The organism is Nonomuraea indica (assembly GCF_002850745.1).
GTDB lineage: Bacteria > Actinomycetota > Actinomycetes > Streptosporangiales > Streptosporangiaceae > Nonomuraea > Nonomuraea indica.
This window is the reverse complement of the sequence record NZ_KZ559469.1, coordinates 1-16,839: the sequence shown is the minus strand read 5'-3', so window position 1 is coordinate 16,839 and position 16,839 is coordinate 1. Positions and strand designations below refer to the sequence as shown.

Genomic DNA, 16,839 nt, shown 5'->3' with positions numbered 1-16,839 from the left:
TGCAGAAAAGAGATCGCCCGGTATAGACCGCCTGATGAACAGGGGCTTACTCTGACGCAAACGCGCTGAGCCATCGCTCACGCGTCCCCAGAACCCTGTGGGCGGGACGGCGACTGGTACGGACCAGAAGGCCCGTCCGACGAGAAGGCGGTACGAGACGGTGAACATCAAGCTTGTGGGCGGCGCCGCCGCGGGCCTGGCGGCCATGCTGGTCCTGTCCAGTTGCGGCTCCGGCGATTCCGGCTCCGGTGACCAGAACGCCTCCGGCGGAGGCCAGGTCACGCTGAAGATGGTCGCCGCCGACTACGGCGACGGCCCCGGCAAGCCCAACTCCGGCGAGACCTTCTGGAAGGGCGTCGTGGACGAGTTCCAGGCGGCCAACCCGAACATCAAGGTCGAGGTCCAGGTCATCAACTGGAACGACATCGACAAGCAGGTCGCCACCATGGTGCAGAACGGGCAGGTGCCCGACATCCTGCAGACCGGCGACTACTCCGGCTTCGTCAAGGACGGACTGCTGCACAAGGCCGACGAGATCCTCTCGCCGAACGTCTCCGCGGACATGCTGGAGAAGTTCGCCGAGTTCGGCAAGGTCGACGGCACCGCCTACGGCATCCCGTTCGTCTCCTCGGCCCGCGCGCTCTTCTACAACAAGGAGCTGTTCACCAAGGCCGGCGTCGCCGAGCCGCCCAAGACCTGGGACGAGCTCAAGGCGGCCGCCGAGAAGCTGAAGAAGGCCGGCGTCAGCCAGCCGTTCGGCCTGCCGCTCGGCCAGGAGGAGGCGCAGGGCGAGTCGTTCCTGTGGATGCTCGGCAACGGCGGCGGCTACAAGGACGCCTCCGGCAAGTGGGCCATCAACTCGCCGCAGAACGTCGAGACCTTCACCTACATCAAGGGCCTGGTGGACGCCGGGCTGACCACCCCCAACCCCGGCACCAAGGACCGCAAGACGGTCTGGGAGGACTTCGGCGCCGGCAAGGTCGGCATGGTCAACGGCGGCCCCATGTCCATCCCGATCTTCGATGCCGCCGGGCTGAAGGACAAGTACGGCGTCGCCCCGATCCCCGGCAAGGCCGGCCCGCTCGACACCACGCTCGGCGTCATGGACTGGATCATGGCGTTCAACAAGAACGGCCGGGCCGCCGAGATCAAGAAGTTCCTCGACTTCTTCTACACCGGCAACGCCGCGCAGAAGATCAGCGACACCTACAAGCTGCTGCCCGTCACCAAGAGCGGCATCGAGAAGCTGTCGGGCGACGAGAAGCTCAAGCCGTTCCTCGACGGCCTGCCCAACGCCAGCTTCTACCCGTTCCAGGACCCCAAGTGGGCCGTGGTGAACCCCTCGATCAAGCAGACCATCGGCGGAGCCGTCAAGGAGGACCCGGCGCAGGTCCTCGGTGAGCTCCAGAAGACCGCCGAGAACAGCTGACCCCGCACGGGTCCGTACGGCCGGCGCCCGGCGACGCCGGGGCCGGCCGTACCGTGATGGAAGGTTCCGCATGAGAAGGTTGCGCGCTCTCGAACCGCTCGCCTGGACGGGGCCGGCGGTCGTGCTGATCGCGGTCGTCGTGCTCTGGCCGGTCGTCGAGATGATCCGGTCCTCGTTCCTCAGGATCAGCCGCTGGGGCGTCGTCCAAGGCTCCAACGGGACGGCCAACTACGAGAAGCTGTTCGACGAGAAGGACTTCGCGGACATCATGCTCCGCAGCGTCGTCTGGGTGGTGGCGGTCGTCGCCCTCACCGTGCTCATCTCGCTGGCCCTCGCCCAGCTGTTCAACCAGCACTTCCCGGGCCGCCGGTACGCCCGCTGGGCGCTGATCGCACCGTGGGCCGCCTCGGTGCTGATGACCGCGATCATCTTCAAGTGGATGCTCGACCCCGAGGTCGGCGTGATCAACCAGATCCGGCTCAAGCTCGGGCTCATCGACGCGCTCGGCGGCGCGTCGGCCGACCAGCTCGGCGACGCCTCGACGGCCATGCCGTGGCTGGTCTTCGTCGCGGTCTTCGTGTCGGTGCCGTTCACCACGTACGCGCTGCTCGCCGGGCTCGCCACCATCCCCTCGGACGTCTACGAGGCGGCCAAGATGGACGGCGCCTCCCGGCTGCGCACGTACTGGTCGATCACGCTGCCGCTGCTGCGCCCCGCGCTCACCGTCGCCGCGCTGATCAACGTGATGAACGTCTTCAACAGCTTCCCGATCATCTGGGCGATGACGCACGGCCAGCCCGGCTACTCCACCGCCACCTCGACGATCTTCATGTTCATCCTCAAGAACCGCGACATCGGCGAGTCCGCCGCGATGTCCGTGGTCAACTTCGCCATGGTGCTGGTGCTGACCGCGATCTTCCTCAAGGTCTCCCGCTGGAACAAGGAGGTGGCGTGATGGCCGTCACGACCGCGCGCCCGACCGCCTCGTCCCGCCACCACACCCGGCCCGGCCCGGCCGCGACCCGGCGCCTGCCCCGGCTCAAGACGGTCGTCGTCGCGGCTGCCGCCTACCTGGTCGCGTTCGTCTTCCTCTTCCCCTACCTGGTGATGCTGCTGACCTCGCTGCGGCCCCAGGAGTCGCTGCGCGAGGCCACGTTCCTCCCGTCGGTGTGGGAGTGGTCCAACCTGGCCAACTTCTGGACCAGCGGCCTGGCGGGCAACCTGGTGGTCACGCTGAAGGTGGCGGCCGGGTCGACGATCCTGGTGCTCCTGGTCGCGCTGCCCGCGGCCTACTACTCCGCCCGGCACGACTTCAGGGGGCGCACGGCGTTCCTGATCCTCGTGCTGATCACCCAGATGTTCCAGCCGACGGCCATGCTGGTCGGCATCTACCGGGAGTTCTACCAGTTCGGGCTCGTCGACTCGATCTGGTCGCTGATCCTCGTCAACGGCGGGTTCAACCTGGCGTTCGCGGTGTGGATCCTCAACGCGTACTTCTCCTCGATCCCGCGCGAACTGGAGGAGGCGGCGTTCATCGACGGCAACGGCCGTTTCGGCGCGCTCTTCCGCGTCACGCTGCCGCTCGCCATGCCGGGCGTCATCACCGCGCTGATCTTCACCTTCATCGCCGCCTGGAACGAGTTCGTGGTGGCCCTCACCCTCACCACCACCCCGGCCAACCAGCCGCTCACCGTGGCGCTCAACGCGTTCATCGGGCAGTACCAGGTGGACTGGCAGAACCTGTTCGCCGGCTCGGTGATCGCCACCATCCCGGTCATCATCCTCTTCGCCCTCATCGAGCGGAAGGTCGTCGGCGGCCTCACCGCCGGCTCCATCAAGTAGCGCCTCGCCGCGCCGGCCGGTCCCGCGGGGGCCGGCCGGCCGCGTCTCCAGGCCCCGGTGGCCGGGCAGGCCGGGTGATCGCCGCCCCGGCCTCGGCGGCTAGCGCGGCACGCGGGCGACGCAGAAGACGGTCTGGCCGAACGGCGGGCGGACGAACCGCTCGATCAGCCGGGTCGCCGGCACCACCGTGCGGTCGTAGATCTTGACCAGGCGCGGGTCGGGGTAGCCCACCCCGCCCCGGCGCACCGCCGCCCACCAGGCGATGCCGCCCAGGAAGTTGATCGGCTTCAGCACGTCGACGTCGAGCCCCGCCTTGGCGACCGTGGCGCGCAGGGTCTTGGGCGTGTAGCGCTGGACGTGGCCCACCTTGCGGTCGAAGTCTCCGTAGAGCTGCATGTAGCCCGGCACCCAGATGATGATCCGCCCGCCGGGCAGCGTGACGCGGGCCAGCGAGCGCAGCGCCTCGGCGTCCTCCTCGATGTGCTCCAGCACGTTCATCATCACCACGGTGTCGACCTTGTCCTCCAACGGGATGTCGGTCGGCAGGCCGAACTGCAGCACGTCGATCTCGTCGCGCCCCTCGAAACGCTTGCGGAGCTGCTCGACGCAGTAGGGGTCGAAGTCGCTCACCACGAGCCGGTCGAGTCGCGGCAGGAACTGCTCGGCGAAGTGACCCAGCCCCGAGCCGATCTCCAGCATGGACCGCCCGACGTGCGGGGCGACCATGTCGAACTCGTACTGCCGGTAGTTCCTGGCCTCGTCGCCACCCAGGTGGTTCTCCAAGGCCTCGTCACCGGCGGCCGGTTGCACTACACGGTCATACCCAGAAGACATAGTCCCGTTCCTTATGGGGGCTCACGTGGATTGGCTGCGAGTCTAGTGCCCGCCCGGCGCCGAAGGTCACGTGACGAACCAAAGGGGTCTTCCCCTCTCGCCGCGCCCCCGCCCAGAATTGACCCGTTCATGGACGACGACGAGGCCATCAGCCGAACCCTCGACGGCGACCTGTCGGCCTACGAGGTCCTGGTCGCCCGCTACAGCGCGCTCGCCCACCGCACCGCCGCCCTGCTCGGGGCCGGCGACGAGGCGGAGGACGTGGTGCAGGAGGCGTTCGTCAAGGCGCACCGGCACCTGGCCGGATTCCGCCGCGACTCGCCGTTCCGGCCGTGGCTGCTGCGCATCGTCGCCAACGAGACGCACAACCTCACCCGCTCGCGCGGGCGCCGCTCCGAACTGGTCCTCCGCCTGGGCGCCGAGGCCGGGACGGCGGCACCCGACGACCCGGCGGGCGCCGCCGTGGCCACCGACCGCCGCGCCCGCCTGCTGCGCGCCGTACGCGCCCTGCCCGAACGGGAACGCCAGGCGGTCGTCTGCCGGTACTTCTTACAGCTCACCGAGGCCGAGACCGGCCAGGTGCTCGGCCTGCCGCTGGGCACCGTCAAGTCACGCACCCACCGCGGCCTGGCCCGGCTCAGAGAGGAGGTGGGCGATGAGCTCGCGTGAGCCGTCCGACGACCTGGAAGCCGAGCTGCTGGCCCTCGGCTCCTCCCTCGACGTCCCGGCCCCGCCGCCCGCCGACGTCGCCGCCGCCGTCCGGGCCCGCCTCGAAGCCGCCCCGCGCGGCCACACCGCACGGACCGGGAGGCCCGCGAGGCCCGGAAGGCGCGGCCGGCGCAGGTGGCGGGTCGTCGCGGCCGTCGCGCTGGCCGTCGTCGCCGTCACCGCCGCGACTCCACAGGGCCGGGCGGCCGTCGCCCACCTGCTCAGGTACGCCGGCGTCGAGCTGCGCCTCGGCCAGGCCCCGGCGCCCGTGCGCACCCCCGCCGGCCTGCCCGGAGAGCGTGCCGTCGCCCCCGGCGAGCTGGAGTCACTGGTCGCCTTCCCGATCAGGAGGCCCGCTGCCCTGGGCGCCCCCCGGACCGTTCTCGTCGGCGACGGCGGCCGGGTGGTGTCCATGCTGTGGCCCGACGGCACCCGCCTCGACCAGTTCGACGGCGCGCCCGAGCCGTACTTCTTCAAGGTGCTCGGCGCGTCCCCCGAGGCCGTCCGGCTGCCCGGCACCACGGCCTGGTGGATCGGCGGCGAGCACCCTCTCGGCTACATCAGGCGCGCCGACGGCACCTCCGTGCCGCTGCGCCAGGCGGGGCCCACCCTGCTGTGGCAGCACGGCGACGTCGGACACCGCCTGGAGGGCGCCGGAAGCAAGGAACGCGCCGCCGAGATCGCCGCGTCACTCCGCTGACAGCCAGGAGTCGATGCCCGCCAGCAGCTCCTTGCGCACCGACTCGGGCGCGGCCGACGCCCGGACCGACTGCCGCGCCAGCTCGGCGATCTCGGCGTCGCGGAAGCCGTACACCTCGCGGGCCAGCTCGTACTGCCGCAGCAGCCGCGCGCCGAACAGTAGCGGGTCGTCGGCGCCCAGCGCGATCGGCACCCCCGCGTCGAACAGCCGCCGCACCGGCACGTCGGCGGCCCGCTCGGCCACCCCCAGGCCCACGTTCGAGCTGGGACACACCTCGCAGCAGATCTGCCGGTCGGCCAGCCGCTCCATCAGGCGCGCGTCCTCGGCCGCCCGCACCCCGTGCCCCACCCGGTCGGCCCCCAGGTCGTCGACGCACTGGGCCACGCTGCGCGGCCCCAGCAACTCGCCCCCGTGCGGCACCGCCAGCAGCCCCGCCCGCTTGGCGATGCGGAAGGCCCGCTCGAAGTCGCGCGCCTGAGCCCGCCGCTCGTCGTTGGACAGCCCGAACCCCACCACGCCACGGTCGGCGAACTGCGCCGCCAGCCGGGCCAGCGTGTTGGCGTCGAGCGGATGGCGGGTCCGATTGGCCGCGACGACCAGCGCGATCCCCACCCCCGCGTGTTTGGACGCGGCGCCCACCGCGTCGAGGACCAGCTCCAGCGTCGCGGTCAACCCGCCGAAACGCTGCGCGTAACCCGACGGGTCCACCTGGATCTCCAGCCAGCGCGAGCCCGCCGCCGCCTCGTCCTCGGCGGTCTCCCGCAGCAGGCGGTAGACGTGCTCCGGCCGGGTCAGCACCGACCGGGCGATGTCGTACAGCCGCTGGAACCGGAACCAGCCGCGCTCGTCGGTCGCGCGCAGCCGCGGCGGCCAGTCCTGCTCCAGCGCGTCGGGCAGGTGCAGATGCTGCTCCCGGGCCAGCTCGATCAGCGTCGAATGCCGCATTGAGCCGGTGAAGTGCAGGTGGAGGTGGGCCTTGGGCAGCGTGTCCAGCGGGCGGAGCATCTCCATATCCTGCCACTCGACGCCGCGCGACACCCACGCGACGATCAGGAGGCCCCCGCGGGATCAGCGCGCCGGTCCGGCCGGTCCGGGTTGCCGCGGAGCGCGGACTGCTGTAGGAGACTGGGAAGGTTTTCCCAGCGTATCCCTACCGAGTCATGGGGGGCGGAATGCGGCGCCTGGCACCGGCGGTCCTCACGCTCGCCCTCGCCGCGTGCGGGTCCGGCCCGGCCGCCGTCGACGCGGGCGGACCCACCGAGGCGCCCTCGGCCGGCCCGTCGCCCGCCCCGGCGCCGACGGGCCCTTCGCTGACCTGCGGCACGGCGCCGGTGACGATCACGCGCGTGCCCGAAGGGCTGGCGCGGGGGCCCAGGTTCGGCCGGATCAAGTCGCTGACGCGGCCGCTGGAGGTGCGCGGGCTGTCGTGGCGCGGCGCCGGTGAGGAGCTCCGGATCGGCGTGGTGTGCGGGGTCCACTCGGCGGAGAGGTTCGCCACGCTGGTCACCAGGTCGTCGCTGGTCGCCCATCTGGGCAAGCCGGCGCTGCACTGGCGCACCCGGGGCGAGGTGCGCAACTTCATGTGGCTCGAACGGCCCGGCACCGCCGTCTACGTCGCCGTGACCCCCGGTCTCGCCCGCGAGCTCGCCGAGATCGCGGGCGGGGTGACGTCGTAGCGACGGCGGACGCCGGGGGTCAGCGCGCCTCGGCCAGCAGCTTGGCCATGCGGCTCACGCCCTCCACCAGGTCCTCGTCGCCGAGCGCGTACGACAGGCGGAAGTAGCCGGGCGTCCCGAACGCCTCGCCGGGGACGACCGCGACCTCGGCCTCCTCCAGGATGAGCTCGGCCAGCTCCGCCGAGGAGGCCGGCCGCCTGCCCCGCAGCTCCCTGCCGATCAGCTCCTTGATCGAGGGGTACGCGTAGAACGCCCCCTTCGGTTCCGGGCACAACACGCCCGGGATCTCGTTCAGCATCCGCACCATCGTCTGGCGCCGCCGGTCGAACGCCGCCCGCATCTCCGCCACCGCCGACAGGTCGCCGGAAAGGGCGGCCAGCGCGGCCATCTGCGACACGTTCGCCACGTTGGAGGTGGCGTGCGACTGCAGGTTGGTGGCCGCCTTGACCACGTCGGCCGGGCCGATCAGCCAGCCCACCCGCCAGCCCGTCATCGCGTACGTCTTGGCCACGCCGTTGAGCACGACGACCCGGTCGCCCAGCTCGGGCACGGCCGTGGCGATGCTGGTGAACTCCGCCCCGCCGTACACGAGGTGCTCGTAGATCTCGTCCGTGACCACCCACAGCCCGTGCTCCGCCGCCCAGCGGCCGATCTCCACGGTCTGCTCGCGGGTGTGGACGGCGCCCGTCGGGTTGGACGGCGAGACGAACAGCAGCACCTTGGTGCGCTCCGTGCGCGCCGCCTCGAGCTGCTCCACGGTCGCGAGGTAGCCGGTCGTCTCGTCGGTGACCACGTCCACCTGGACGCCGCCCGCCAGCTTGATCGCCTCCGGGTACGTCGTCCAGTAGGGCGCCACCACCAGCACCTCGTCACCCGGGTCGAGCAGCGTGGCGAACGCCTGGTAGACGGCCTGCTTGCCGCCGTTGGTCACCAGCACGCGCGACGGCTCCACCCGGTATCCGGAGTCGCGCAGCGTCTTGGCCGCGATGGCCTCCCTCAGCTCGGGCAGGCCGCCGGCCGGGGTGTACTTGTGGAAGCGGGGCTCGCGCGCCGCGGCCACCGCCGCCTCGACGATGTAGCCGGGCGTCGGGAAGTCGGGCTCGCCCGCGCCGAAGCCGATGACCGGGCGGCCGGCCGCCTTCATCGCCTTCGCCCTGGCGTCCACGGCGAGCGTGGCGGACTCGGATATCGCGGAGATCCGCGCGGAGATGCGAGGTCGCTCAGACATGTCATCCATGCTCCCACGGCGGGCCTGACCTGGGCGATCAGATCGGGTTCGACGTAAAGGGCAAGCACCGATACACTTTCGCCTGGTCGTACCGCCGCATGTCGCCGTGCGGTTCGGTCCAGGCAGTGAGTCGATCAGGGTAGTGTGGTTGACGACATAGGGCACTGGCGCAATTGGTAGCGCACCGGTCTCCAAAACCGGCGGTTGGGGGTTCGAGTCCCTCGTGCCCTGCGAGTGCGGTCCGCGCAATAATGGCGTGTAAGCGCGCCGCAAACTGCGTTGGATACGACAGATTCAGGTGAGGACTGTGGCGATCGACACGCGCGGCGAGACCGCAGGCAAGCCCAGTGGCGAGAAGAAGTCACGCACGTCGCCTGCCCTTTTCTACCGGCAGGTCGTCAACGAGCTCCGCAAGGTCATCTGGCCGACACGCAAGGACCTTGTCACCTACACCACGGTCGTTCTGATATTCGTGCTGATCATGGTTGGCATCGTGTACGGCCTCGACGCCGCGTTCGGCTGGGTCGTCCTGCGGGTCTTCGGCGGAGCCTGACCAGCAGTCGTCGCCGCCACCGGCTGACGGAGTCGCCATTCGATTCGACGAAATTCGACGGAAGAGGAAAGTCACCGTGTCCGAGTCTTCAGTGTCGGCCGAGGAGCCCCGCGACCAGTGGGGTGACGAGCCGGAAGAGGCCGTCGAGGCCGCTGAGGAGACCGTCGACGCCGAGGTCGCGGAGAGCGACGAGGCGACCGGCGAGGCTCCCGCCGCCGACGAAGACGGTGACATCCTCCCCGACGTCGATCCCGTCGAGGAGTTCAAGCGCGGCCTGCGCGGCCTGCCCGGCGAGTGGTACGTGATCCACTCCTACGCGGGCTACGAGAACCGCGTCAAGTCCAACATCGAGAGCCGCAACGTGTCGCTCAACATGGAGGACTACATCTACCAGGTCGAGGTGCCGACGCACACCGTCCAGGAGTTCAAGAGCGGCAAGAAGGTCCCGGTCAAGGAGCGCGTGCTGCCCGGCTACGTGCTGGTGCGCATGGAGCTGACCGACGAGTCCTGGGCCGCGGTCCGCAACACGCCCGGCGTGACCGGGTTCGTGGGCCTGTCCAACAAGCCCAGCCCGCTGAGCCTCGACGAGGTCGCCAAGCTGCTCGCCCCGGAGCCGTCCGAGGAGACCAAGAAGGCCACCGCCAAGACCAGCTCCGGCCCGTCGGTCGAGTTCGAGATCGGCGAGTCGGTCACGGTCATGGACGGCCCGTTCGCCACGCTGCCCGCCTCGGTCAGCGAGATCAGCCCCGAGTCGCAGAAGCTCAAGGTGCTCGTCTCCATCTTCGGTCGCGAGACCCCGGTCGAGCTGTCGTTCAACCAGGTCTCGAAGATCTAAGACGATCACATACACTTAGACGTTCGGCCGGCCGCCCCTCGCGAAGGGCGGCCTTCCGACATGTCCGGCCGCACCCGCGCCCGGACGGCATCACGATCAGGACCCGGAGAAGGACACATGCCTCCGAAGAAGAAGATCGCGGCGCTCGTCAAGGTCCAGCTCCCCGCTGGCCAGGCCACGCCCGCACCGCCGGTCGGTACCGCCCTCGGTCCGCACGGTGTCAACATCATGGACTTCGTCAAGCAGTACAACGCTGCGACGGAGGCTCAGCGGGGCAACATCATCCCCGTCGAGATCACCATTTTCGAGGACCGCAGCTTCACCTTCGTCACCAAGACGCCGCCGGCGCCTGAGCTGATCAAGAAGGCTCTGGGCATCGACAAGGGCAGCCCGGTCCCGCACAAGGACAAGGTCGGCAAGCTCAGCCGCGAGCAGCTGCGCAGCATCGCCGAGACCAAGATGCCCGACCTCAACGCCAACAACGTCGAGGCCGCCGAGAAGATCATCGCCGGCACCGCCCGGTCGATGGGCATCACCGTCGCCGACTGACCCTTTTTCACCACCCGTGGGAGGGCCCAGCGCTGGCCCGCGGACCACAAGGAGACACCATGAAGCGCAGCAAGGCGCACAAGGACGCCGCGGCGAAGATCGACCGCGACAAGCTCTACTCGCCGGCCGAGGCCGCGAAGCTCGCCAAGAGCACCTCGACCACCAAGTTCGACGCCACCGTCGAGGTGGCGCTGCGGCTGGGCGTCGACCCTCGCAAGGCCGACCAGATCGTGCGCGGCACGGTCAACCTCCCGCACGGCACCGGTAAGACCGCCCGGGTCCTGGTCTTCGCGACCGGTGACCGTGCCGAGGCGGCCCGCGAGGCGGGCGCCGACATCGTCGGCGCCGACGAGCTGATCGACGAGATCGCCAAGGGCAACCGGCTCAACGAGTTCGACGCCGTCGTCGCCACCCCGGACCTCATGGGCAAGGTCGGCCGCCTCGGCCGCGTCCTCGGCCCCCGTGGTCTCATGCCCAACCCCAAGACCGGCACGGTGACGCCCGACGTGGCCAAGGCCGTGACCGAGATCAAGGGCGGCAAGATCGAGTTCCGCACCGACCGGCAGGCCAACCTGCACTTCGTCATCGGCAAGACGTCGTTCGACGAGCGCAGGCTGGTCGAGAACTACGCCGCCGCCCTCGACGAGGTGCTGCGGCTCAAGCCGTCGGCCGCCAAGGGCCGCTACGTCAAGAAGGTCACCTTCTCGACCACCATGGGCCCCGGCGTCCCCGTCGACCCCAACGCGACCCGCGGCCTCACGGCCGAGCTCGACGCGTAGGTTCATCCGCATCACCGAAGGCCCCCGCCTGCAGCAGCAGGCGGGGGTTTTCGCGTCTCCGGCCCGGCATGGGCGCGCGTCGCCGTCCAAGGCGCCCGCGCTCTTGACATACCAGTTGGTTATATTAATGATTGGTTATGTATAGGAGGGGAGCGGTGAGCGTGGGGGACCTTGACGCCACTTTCGCGGCGCTCGCCGATCCGACCCGCCGGGCGATCCTGCGGCGGCTCAGGGAGGGCGAGGCCACGGTGACGGAGCTGGCGGAGCCGTTCGCCATGACGCAGCCGGCCATCTCGAAACACCTGAAGGTTCTCGAACGCGCCGGGCTGATCTCCCGCGGCAGGGACGGCCGGCGCCGGCCCTGCCGGTTGCGGGCCGACGCGCTCAGGGACGCCAACGACTGGCTGGAGGGCTACCGGAGCCTCTGGGAGGACCGCTACCGGAGCCTCGACGGCCTGCTGGACGAGCTGAAGGAGAGGAACGGCCCTGATGAGTGAGATGGCCGATCGCTACCGGCGCCGGGCCGAGGCGTTCGAACGCAAGGTCGTGTCCGTGCGTCCGGACCAGTGGTCGCTGCCCTCGCCGTGCGAGAAGTGGACGGCCAGGGACGTGGTGCGGCACATCGTCGACATGCACGAGGCGATGCTGCGGCCCCTGGGGCGTTCGCTGAGCTCCGCCCCGTCGGTCGACGGCGATCCGGTGGCGGCCTTCCGCGCCGCCCGCGCGGACCTGGAGGCGGTCCTGGACGACCCCTCGCTCGCCGCCGCGCCCTGTGACACCCCGGGCGGGCGCGTGCCGGCGGAGCGGCACATCGATCAGGTCCTCAGCGAGGACCTCCTGCTGCACGGCTGGGATCTCGCCCGGGCGACGTCCCAGGACGACACGATGGACCCGGAGGACGTCGAACGCGCCTGGGCGGCCATGCGGGCCCTGCCCGCGGATCTGGTGGAGAAGTTCCGCACGCCGGGCGCGTTCGGGCCCGGCGTGGAGGTGTTCGGCCCGGCGGTGAACGTCGAGGACGACGCCCGGCCGCAGGACAAGCTGCTGGCCTTCATCGGCCGGGATCCGCGGTGGCGCCCGTGAGCGAGCGGGTGACCGTGGCGACGCCGTCGGAGCGCGCGATCGTCATGACGAGGTCGTTCGAGGCGCCCCGCAGCCTGGTCTTCGCAGCGTGGACCAGCCCGGAGCTGGTCGCGCGATGGTACGGCGCCCGGGGCTGGACGGTCGTGGAGGCCCGGATCGATCTGCGGGTGGGCGGCGCCTGGCGGTTCGTCTGGGACGGCCCCGGAGGCGCTGCCATGGCCTGCGGCGGCACGTACCGCGAGATCGCCGAGCCGACCCGGCTGTGCTACACCGAATCGTTCGACGAGCACTGGTATCCCGGCGAAGCCCTGGTCAGCCACGACTTCGCCGAGCGCGACGGCGTGACCACGCTCACCACGACCCACCTGTTCGCGTCGAGGCGGGCGCGCGACCTGGTCATCGCCTCCCCGATGGCACGCGGGGTGTCGGAGGGGTACGAACGGCTCGACGAGGTGCTGAGGGCGGTGCGGCCCGTGGGGGCGGAAGGGCGTCCACCTGCCCTGTGACGGTGTCCGGGATGACCCTGGGTTTTCCCGGAGATCTTCGGGGAAAACCGGCAGTCCCGACAACCGACACGTAGGGTCGAATCATGCTGAAGCGCAGAATCAGTCTCGCCACCGCCGCGGCCGGCGCGGCCATGGTCGCGGTCGCGGTCGCCGGTTGTGGAACGAACGCGCAACCCCTCCAGGTCAACCTGGCAGCCTCGGAGGTGCTCGCGCAGGCTGCGCAGAAGACGGCGCAGGCCACCAGCTACACCGTCGACGCCGTCGTCGACGTGACACACCCCCAGGAGGGCGGCGGCAAGGTGCAGGGGCGGATGCTCTACCAGAGCAAGCCGCAGCTGGCCGTCGACCTCACCCTCGACACCGTCGACCTCGGCCGGCGGAGCGTCCCGGGCGGCGTGCGGGCCGTGCTGCAGGGCGACACCCTGTACGTCAAGGTGGACGCGTTCAAGGAGATGCTGGGCGCCACCAAGCCCTGGGTCAAGGTCTCGCTCACCGAGGCAGACACCTCCGGCGAGGCCAAGCGTTACCTCGACCAGATCCAGCAGTTCGACCTGGCGAGCGTGACCAAGATGATCACGACCTCCCAGGACGTGAAGTCGGTCGGCACGGAGTCCGTCAACGGCGAGGACACCACCCACTACAGCGGCACGTTCCCCGTGGACGTGGCCGTGCAGCAGCTCCCCGCCGAGGAGCAGGAGCGGGCGCGCAAGGGTCTCGCGCACCTCAAGGACGTGAAGTTCGACCTGTGGGCCGCGGCCGACGGGCTGCCCCGCAAGCTGGCGCTGAACGGCGCCAAGGACGGCGCGACCCTCAACGCCACGCTGTTCTTCAAGGACTTCGACAAGCCGGTCGACATCGAGACCCCGCCCGCCGACCAGGTCGGCGAGCTGCCCAAGCGGACCACCGGCTGAGAGCGATTTGGAAACTCGGCGGCCAGGCCGTACTCTGGTCGTTGCCGAAGACCGCCGGTCGTCGTCAGGTGCCTCAAGACCTGACGACCGAAGGATCCGCCACGTGCGGACGGCCAGCGCAGGTGTGATGCGAGTTTCCCCACATGGTTGATCCGTGTGAGTGAGCCCCGTGCGCCCCTGCGCCGGGGCCGTTCTCATGTTCAGGGCCTTCCCGGCGGCACATCTGGAAGGAGGCCCATGGCGAGGGCGGATAAGGCGACAGCGGTTGCCGAGCTCAAGAACGAGTTCGAAGGCAGCGCCGCCGCCGTTCTGACCGAGTACCGCGGTCTCACCGTTGCCCAGCTCAAGCAGCTGCGCGTTGCTCTCGGTGAGAATGCGAAGTTCGCCGTGGCGAAGAACACCCTGACCAAGATCGCCGCCAACCAGGCCGGCGTGACGGGTCTGGACGACCTGCTGGTCGGCCCCACCGCCGTCGCCTTCGTCAAGGGCGACGTCGTCGAGGCGGCCAAGGGTCTGCGTGACTTCGCCAAGGCCAATCCCCTTCTGGTGATCAAGGGTGGCGTTCTCGAGGGCAAGGCCCTCGACGCCACGGAGATCACCAAGCTCGCCGACCTCGAGTCCCGCGAGGTCCTCCTCGCGAAGCTTGCCGGCGCGATCAAGGCGAAGCAGAGCGCTGCCGCCGCGATGTTCGCCGCGCTGCCCACCAACATGGCTCAGCTGGCCGACGCCCTTCGCGCCAAGCGCGAAGAGGCGGGCGAGTAGCTCGGGGATTGCCGCACACACCGCGGTCCCGTTCCTAATTTTCGCAAGTCCCATACGGAGGAAACCATCATGGCGAAGCTCAGCACCGACGAGCTGCTCGACGCGTTCAAGGAGATGACCCTCCTCGAGCTTTCCGAGTTCGTGAAGCAGTTCGAGGAGGTCTTCGACGTCAAGGCCGCCGCCCCCGTCGCGGTCGCCGCTGCCGCCCCGGCCGCCGCCGGTGGTGGCGAGGCCGCCGCCGCCGAGGAGCAGGACGAGTTCGACGTCATCCTCGAGGCCGCCGGCGACAAGAAGATCCAGGTCATCAAGGAGATCCGCGCCCTCACGTCCCTGGGCCTCAAGGAGGCCAAGGACCTGGTGGACGGCGCTCCCAAGTCCGTCTTCGACGGCAAGGTCAACAAGGAACAGGCGGAGAAGGCCAAGGCTGCCCTCGAGGGCGCCGGCGCCACCGTCACCGTCAAGTAACACCCTTTCCGGGGCGCCACGTCGGCGTCTCGTCAAGGTCTCGCCAGAAGGGGCGGCCACACCCAGGTGCCGGGTGTGCCGCCCCTTCTGCATGCCCGGGGGACCGCACGGGGCCTCACGCCGACGTGCGGGTCCCTCCGTGCACCCGCCGGGCTTCACGTGACGTGCGAGGTCCTCCGTGCGCCCGGCCGGGGCCCCGCGCTGACGTGCGGGGTCCTCCGTGCGCCCGGCCGGGGCCTCACGCTGACGCGCGGGTCCTCCGTGCACCCGGACGGGCCGTTACGCGGAGCCGCCCGATCCATGCCGTCTCGTACCTCCTCAGGCGAATTCCCGATGTCGCTGCCGAACGCCGGGTTATGATCCCCGCGGACCGGACAGGGGAGCGAGGTGAGCGGGCGTGGCCGGTGTCGCCGCACGGGCGGTCCACCTCGGCATCCCTCCCAGGGCGGCGGGCATCGCGACCGCGACCCTGTCGGTCCTCCTGGCGCTGCTGGCGGGCGCTGCGCTGTGGCTCGGCGCGCAGGCGCGCGACGCGCGGGCCGGCGCCGCCGACCGGGAGGCGGCGCTCGACGCCGCCCGCGCCCACGCGGCCGGCCTCGTGTCGCTGCACCACGAGACGGTGGAGGCCGACGTGCGGCGGATCCTCGCCACGTCCACCGGCGAGGCGCGCAAGGAGTATGAGTCCGGGCTCGACCGGCTGAGGGCCAGGACGGTGACCGGCAAGGTCGTGCAGACCGGCGTGCTGCGCGCCGCGGGCCTGGTCTCCCTGTCGGGCGGCACGGCCAAGGCGCTGGTCGTGGCCGACGTGGACATCCGGCGGGAGGGCTCCAAGGAGCCGCCGCGGGACGAGCTCTACCGGTGGTCGATGGAGCTGACCAAGGTCGGCGGCACCTGGCTGGTGTCGAAGGCGGTGCAGGTGCCGTGAGGACGGCTCTTGTCGCGGTGCTCGCGCTCGCCGTGCTCGCGCTCGGCGCGGTGGCCTGGGGGTTGTGGTCGGACGTGCGGGCGCTGCGCGACGCCGAGACCGCGGGCACGGAGGCCATGGCCGCCGCGCGGTCGGTCGCGCCGGTCCTGCTGTCGTACGACCACCGTACGGTCGAGCGGGACCTGGCCCGGGCGGCCGGGCACACCACGGGGGCGCTGGCAGGCCACTACCGTCAGCTGGCCGGGACCCTGGGAGCCAAGGCGAGGGCGCAGAAGACGATCCAGACCGCGGTCGTGACCGCGGCGGCCGTGGAGCGGGCCGAGCCCGATCGCGCCGAGATCCTGCTCTTCGTGAACTTGGGCACAGTCAGGGACGTCCCCGGCGAGACCGAGCCGCAGCGACAGATCATCCAGAACCGGGCGAAACTGGTCATGGTCCGCCAGGGCTCCCGGTGGCTGGCGGCCGACCTGTCGACGCTCATCGGCGCAGCTTGATCGGCCGGGCGCGGCGTCCCGTTCAATTGTTACCAAAAAAGAGGTTTGGTGAGTCTGATGATCCGGGTACCTCTCTCACGACCACACCGGTCGCCGGCATGGGTTCGGTCTTCGGTGTGACGGAGCGTTAACCGCCCCCGTTCGCGGGTATCGTCTTTGGGCCTGGCGGTAGGCGCCCGATCACACAGGGGAGAAAACCCAGCGTCCGGGCCTCCAGTCGGCGGAAAGTCCGGCTTGTGGGCTTGACGTTTCCGCTCGGACGGGCGATGCTGCGACCAACGTGGAGCATGCAGCGAAGGTGAAGTGGACAGGCGTGTGCCGTTCGGCTACACTGCCCCTTTGCGCTGCCCTTTGACGACCCGCTCCGCTTGCTCACGTTGCGAGGTTGTCTGGCGTGCGTGTAGTCAGTCCGCCGCGAGCCCTCGGAAGGACATCTGTTGGCAGCCTCGCGCAACGCCTCCGCCGTACCCGCCGGTCCCCGTCGCGTCTCTTTTTCGCGCATCCAGGAGCCCCTCGAAGTTCCTGACCTTCTCGCCCTGCAGACCGAGTCCTTCGACTGG

General features: G+C 70.3%; 21 protein-coding genes and 1 tRNA gene. 19 read left to right on the top strand and 3 right to left on the bottom strand.

Translation table 11 applies throughout. From position 1 onward, the window contains the following. Positions 1-160: 160 nt before the first annotated feature. The 3 genes from CXR44_RS11595 (at position 161) to CXR44_RS11585 (ending at position 3,271) form a co-directional block, all read left to right on the top strand. On the top strand, positions 161-1,429 hold the full coding sequence (locus CXR44_RS11595) for an extracellular solute-binding protein (RefSeq protein ID WP_245899095.1): 1,269 nt from the start codon (positions 161-163) through the stop codon (positions 1,427-1,429). A 70-nt stretch (positions 1,430-1,499) separates the two neighbouring features. Next, positions 1,500-2,384, top strand: coding sequence for a carbohydrate ABC transporter permease (locus CXR44_RS11590; RefSeq protein WP_180903329.1), 885 nt, complete (start codon positions 1,500-1,502; stop codon positions 2,382-2,384). Further along, on the top strand, positions 2,384-3,271 hold the full coding sequence (locus tag CXR44_RS11585; protein WP_245899094.1) for a carbohydrate ABC transporter permease: 888 nt from the start codon (positions 2,384-2,386) through the stop codon (positions 3,269-3,271). Before CXR44_RS11590 ends, CXR44_RS11585 begins: the two co-directional genes overlap by 1 nt. A gap of 99 nt (positions 3,272-3,370) precedes the next feature. Here the strand turns inward: CXR44_RS11585 and CXR44_RS11580 are convergent, their stop codons facing one another. Further along, on the bottom strand, positions 3,371-4,105 hold the full coding sequence (locus tag CXR44_RS11580; protein WP_101785498.1) for a class I SAM-dependent methyltransferase: 735 nt from the start codon (positions 4,103-4,105) through the stop codon (positions 3,371-3,373). 129 nt (positions 4,106-4,234) lie between these two features. Here CXR44_RS11580 and CXR44_RS11575 point away from each other — a divergent pair, with 129 nt between their 5' ends. Together CXR44_RS11575 and CXR44_RS11570 are read left to right on the top strand one after the other, a co-directional pair. Next, a complete protein-coding gene (locus CXR44_RS11575) occupies positions 4,235-4,774 on the top strand; it encodes an RNA polymerase sigma factor (RefSeq protein WP_101785496.1) in 540 nt (179 codons plus the stop codon). Next, the gene (locus CXR44_RS11570; protein ID WP_101785494.1) at positions 4,761-5,513 is read left to right on the top strand and encodes a hypothetical protein; all 753 of its coding nucleotides are present in this window, start codon (positions 4,761-4,763) and stop codon (positions 5,511-5,513) included. The genes CXR44_RS11575 and CXR44_RS11570 overlap by 14 nt, the downstream gene beginning before the upstream one ends. On the opposite strand, the gene CXR44_RS11565 is transcribed toward CXR44_RS11570, so the two are convergent. Continuing rightward, positions 5,502-6,518 carry an adenosine deaminase gene (locus CXR44_RS11565; protein ID WP_101785492.1) on the bottom strand — a complete coding sequence of 339 codons (1,017 nt, stop codon included), beginning with the start codon at positions 6,516-6,518 and terminating at the stop codon, positions 5,502-5,504. The two genes, CXR44_RS11570 and CXR44_RS11565, sit on opposite strands and share 12 nt — an antisense overlap. A gap of 167 nt (positions 6,519-6,685) precedes the next feature. Between CXR44_RS11565 and CXR44_RS11560 the strand changes: the two genes are divergently transcribed. Beyond that, positions 6,686-7,189 carry a hypothetical protein gene (locus tag CXR44_RS11560; protein WP_101785490.1) on the top strand — a complete coding sequence of 168 codons (504 nt, stop codon included), beginning with the start codon at positions 6,686-6,688 and terminating at the stop codon, positions 7,187-7,189. A 19-nt stretch (positions 7,190-7,208) separates the two neighbouring features. On the opposite strand, the gene CXR44_RS11555 is transcribed toward CXR44_RS11560, so the two are convergent. Next, the gene (locus tag CXR44_RS11555) at positions 7,209-8,417 is read right to left on the bottom strand and encodes a pyridoxal phosphate-dependent aminotransferase (RefSeq protein ID WP_101785488.1); all 1,209 of its coding nucleotides are present in this window, start codon (positions 8,415-8,417) and stop codon (positions 7,209-7,211) included. 158 nt (positions 8,418-8,575) lie between these two features. Between CXR44_RS11555 and CXR44_RS11550 the strand changes: the two genes are divergently transcribed. The 13 genes from CXR44_RS11550 to CXR44_RS11490 all read left to right on the top strand — a co-directional run bounded on the left by CXR44_RS11550 (position 8,576) and on the right by CXR44_RS11490 (position 16,279). Continuing rightward, positions 8,576-8,648: transfer RNA gene (locus tag CXR44_RS11550), tRNA-Trp, on the top strand. 76 nt (positions 8,649-8,724) lie between these two features. Continuing rightward, on the top strand, positions 8,725-8,970 hold the full coding sequence (gene secE, locus CXR44_RS11545; RefSeq protein WP_101785486.1) for a preprotein translocase subunit SecE: 246 nt from the start codon (positions 8,725-8,727) through the stop codon (positions 8,968-8,970). A 76-nt stretch (positions 8,971-9,046) separates the two neighbouring features. Continuing rightward, positions 9,047-9,805: a transcription termination/antitermination protein NusG gene (gene nusG, locus CXR44_RS11540; protein WP_101785484.1), complete on the top strand. Its 759-nt coding sequence runs from the start codon at positions 9,047-9,049 to the stop codon at positions 9,803-9,805. A gap of 117 nt (positions 9,806-9,922) precedes the next feature. Further along, a complete protein-coding gene (rplK, locus tag CXR44_RS11535; protein ID WP_101785482.1) occupies positions 9,923-10,354 on the top strand; it encodes a 50S ribosomal protein L11 in 432 nt (143 codons plus the stop codon). A 59-nt stretch (positions 10,355-10,413) separates the two neighbouring features. Further along, positions 10,414-11,133 (top strand): 50S ribosomal protein L1, encoded by a 720-nt coding sequence (gene rplA / locus CXR44_RS11530; protein ID WP_101785480.1) that lies wholly within the window; start codon positions 10,414-10,416, stop codon positions 11,131-11,133. A 155-nt stretch (positions 11,134-11,288) separates the two neighbouring features. Further along, a complete protein-coding gene (locus CXR44_RS11525; protein ID WP_245899093.1) occupies positions 11,289-11,630 on the top strand; it encodes an ArsR/SmtB family transcription factor in 342 nt (113 codons plus the stop codon). Beyond that, on the top strand, positions 11,623-12,216 hold the full coding sequence (locus CXR44_RS11520; RefSeq protein ID WP_101785476.1) for a TIGR03086 family metal-binding protein: 594 nt from the start codon (positions 11,623-11,625) through the stop codon (positions 12,214-12,216). Before CXR44_RS11525 ends, CXR44_RS11520 begins: the two co-directional genes overlap by 8 nt. Further along, positions 12,213-12,722 (top strand): SRPBCC family protein, encoded by a 510-nt coding sequence (locus CXR44_RS11515; RefSeq protein ID WP_245899092.1) that lies wholly within the window; start codon positions 12,213-12,215, stop codon positions 12,720-12,722. The genes CXR44_RS11520 and CXR44_RS11515 overlap by 4 nt, the downstream gene beginning before the upstream one ends. A gap of 83 nt (positions 12,723-12,805) precedes the next feature. Continuing rightward, positions 12,806-13,633, top strand: coding sequence for an SCO4651 family lipoprotein (locus CXR44_RS11510; protein ID WP_245899091.1), 828 nt, complete (start codon positions 12,806-12,808; stop codon positions 13,631-13,633). Between the two features lie 237 nt (positions 13,634-13,870). Next, positions 13,871-14,395, top strand: coding sequence for a 50S ribosomal protein L10 (rplJ, locus tag CXR44_RS11505; RefSeq protein ID WP_101785474.1), 525 nt, complete (start codon positions 13,871-13,873; stop codon positions 14,393-14,395). Between the two features lie 69 nt (positions 14,396-14,464). After that, positions 14,465-14,860: a 50S ribosomal protein L7/L12 gene (gene rplL, locus CXR44_RS11500; protein WP_101785472.1), complete on the top strand. Its 396-nt coding sequence runs from the start codon at positions 14,465-14,467 to the stop codon at positions 14,858-14,860. A 397-nt stretch (positions 14,861-15,257) separates the two neighbouring features. Beyond that, positions 15,258-15,785 carry a hypothetical protein gene (locus CXR44_RS11495; protein ID WP_101785470.1) on the top strand — a complete coding sequence of 176 codons (528 nt, stop codon included), beginning with the start codon at positions 15,258-15,260 and terminating at the stop codon, positions 15,783-15,785. After that, positions 15,782-16,279 carry a hypothetical protein gene (locus CXR44_RS11490; protein ID WP_245899090.1) on the top strand — a complete coding sequence of 166 codons (498 nt, stop codon included), beginning with the start codon at positions 15,782-15,784 and terminating at the stop codon, positions 16,277-16,279. Before CXR44_RS11495 ends, CXR44_RS11490 begins: the two co-directional genes overlap by 4 nt. Positions 16,280-16,839: the final 560 nt, after the last annotated feature.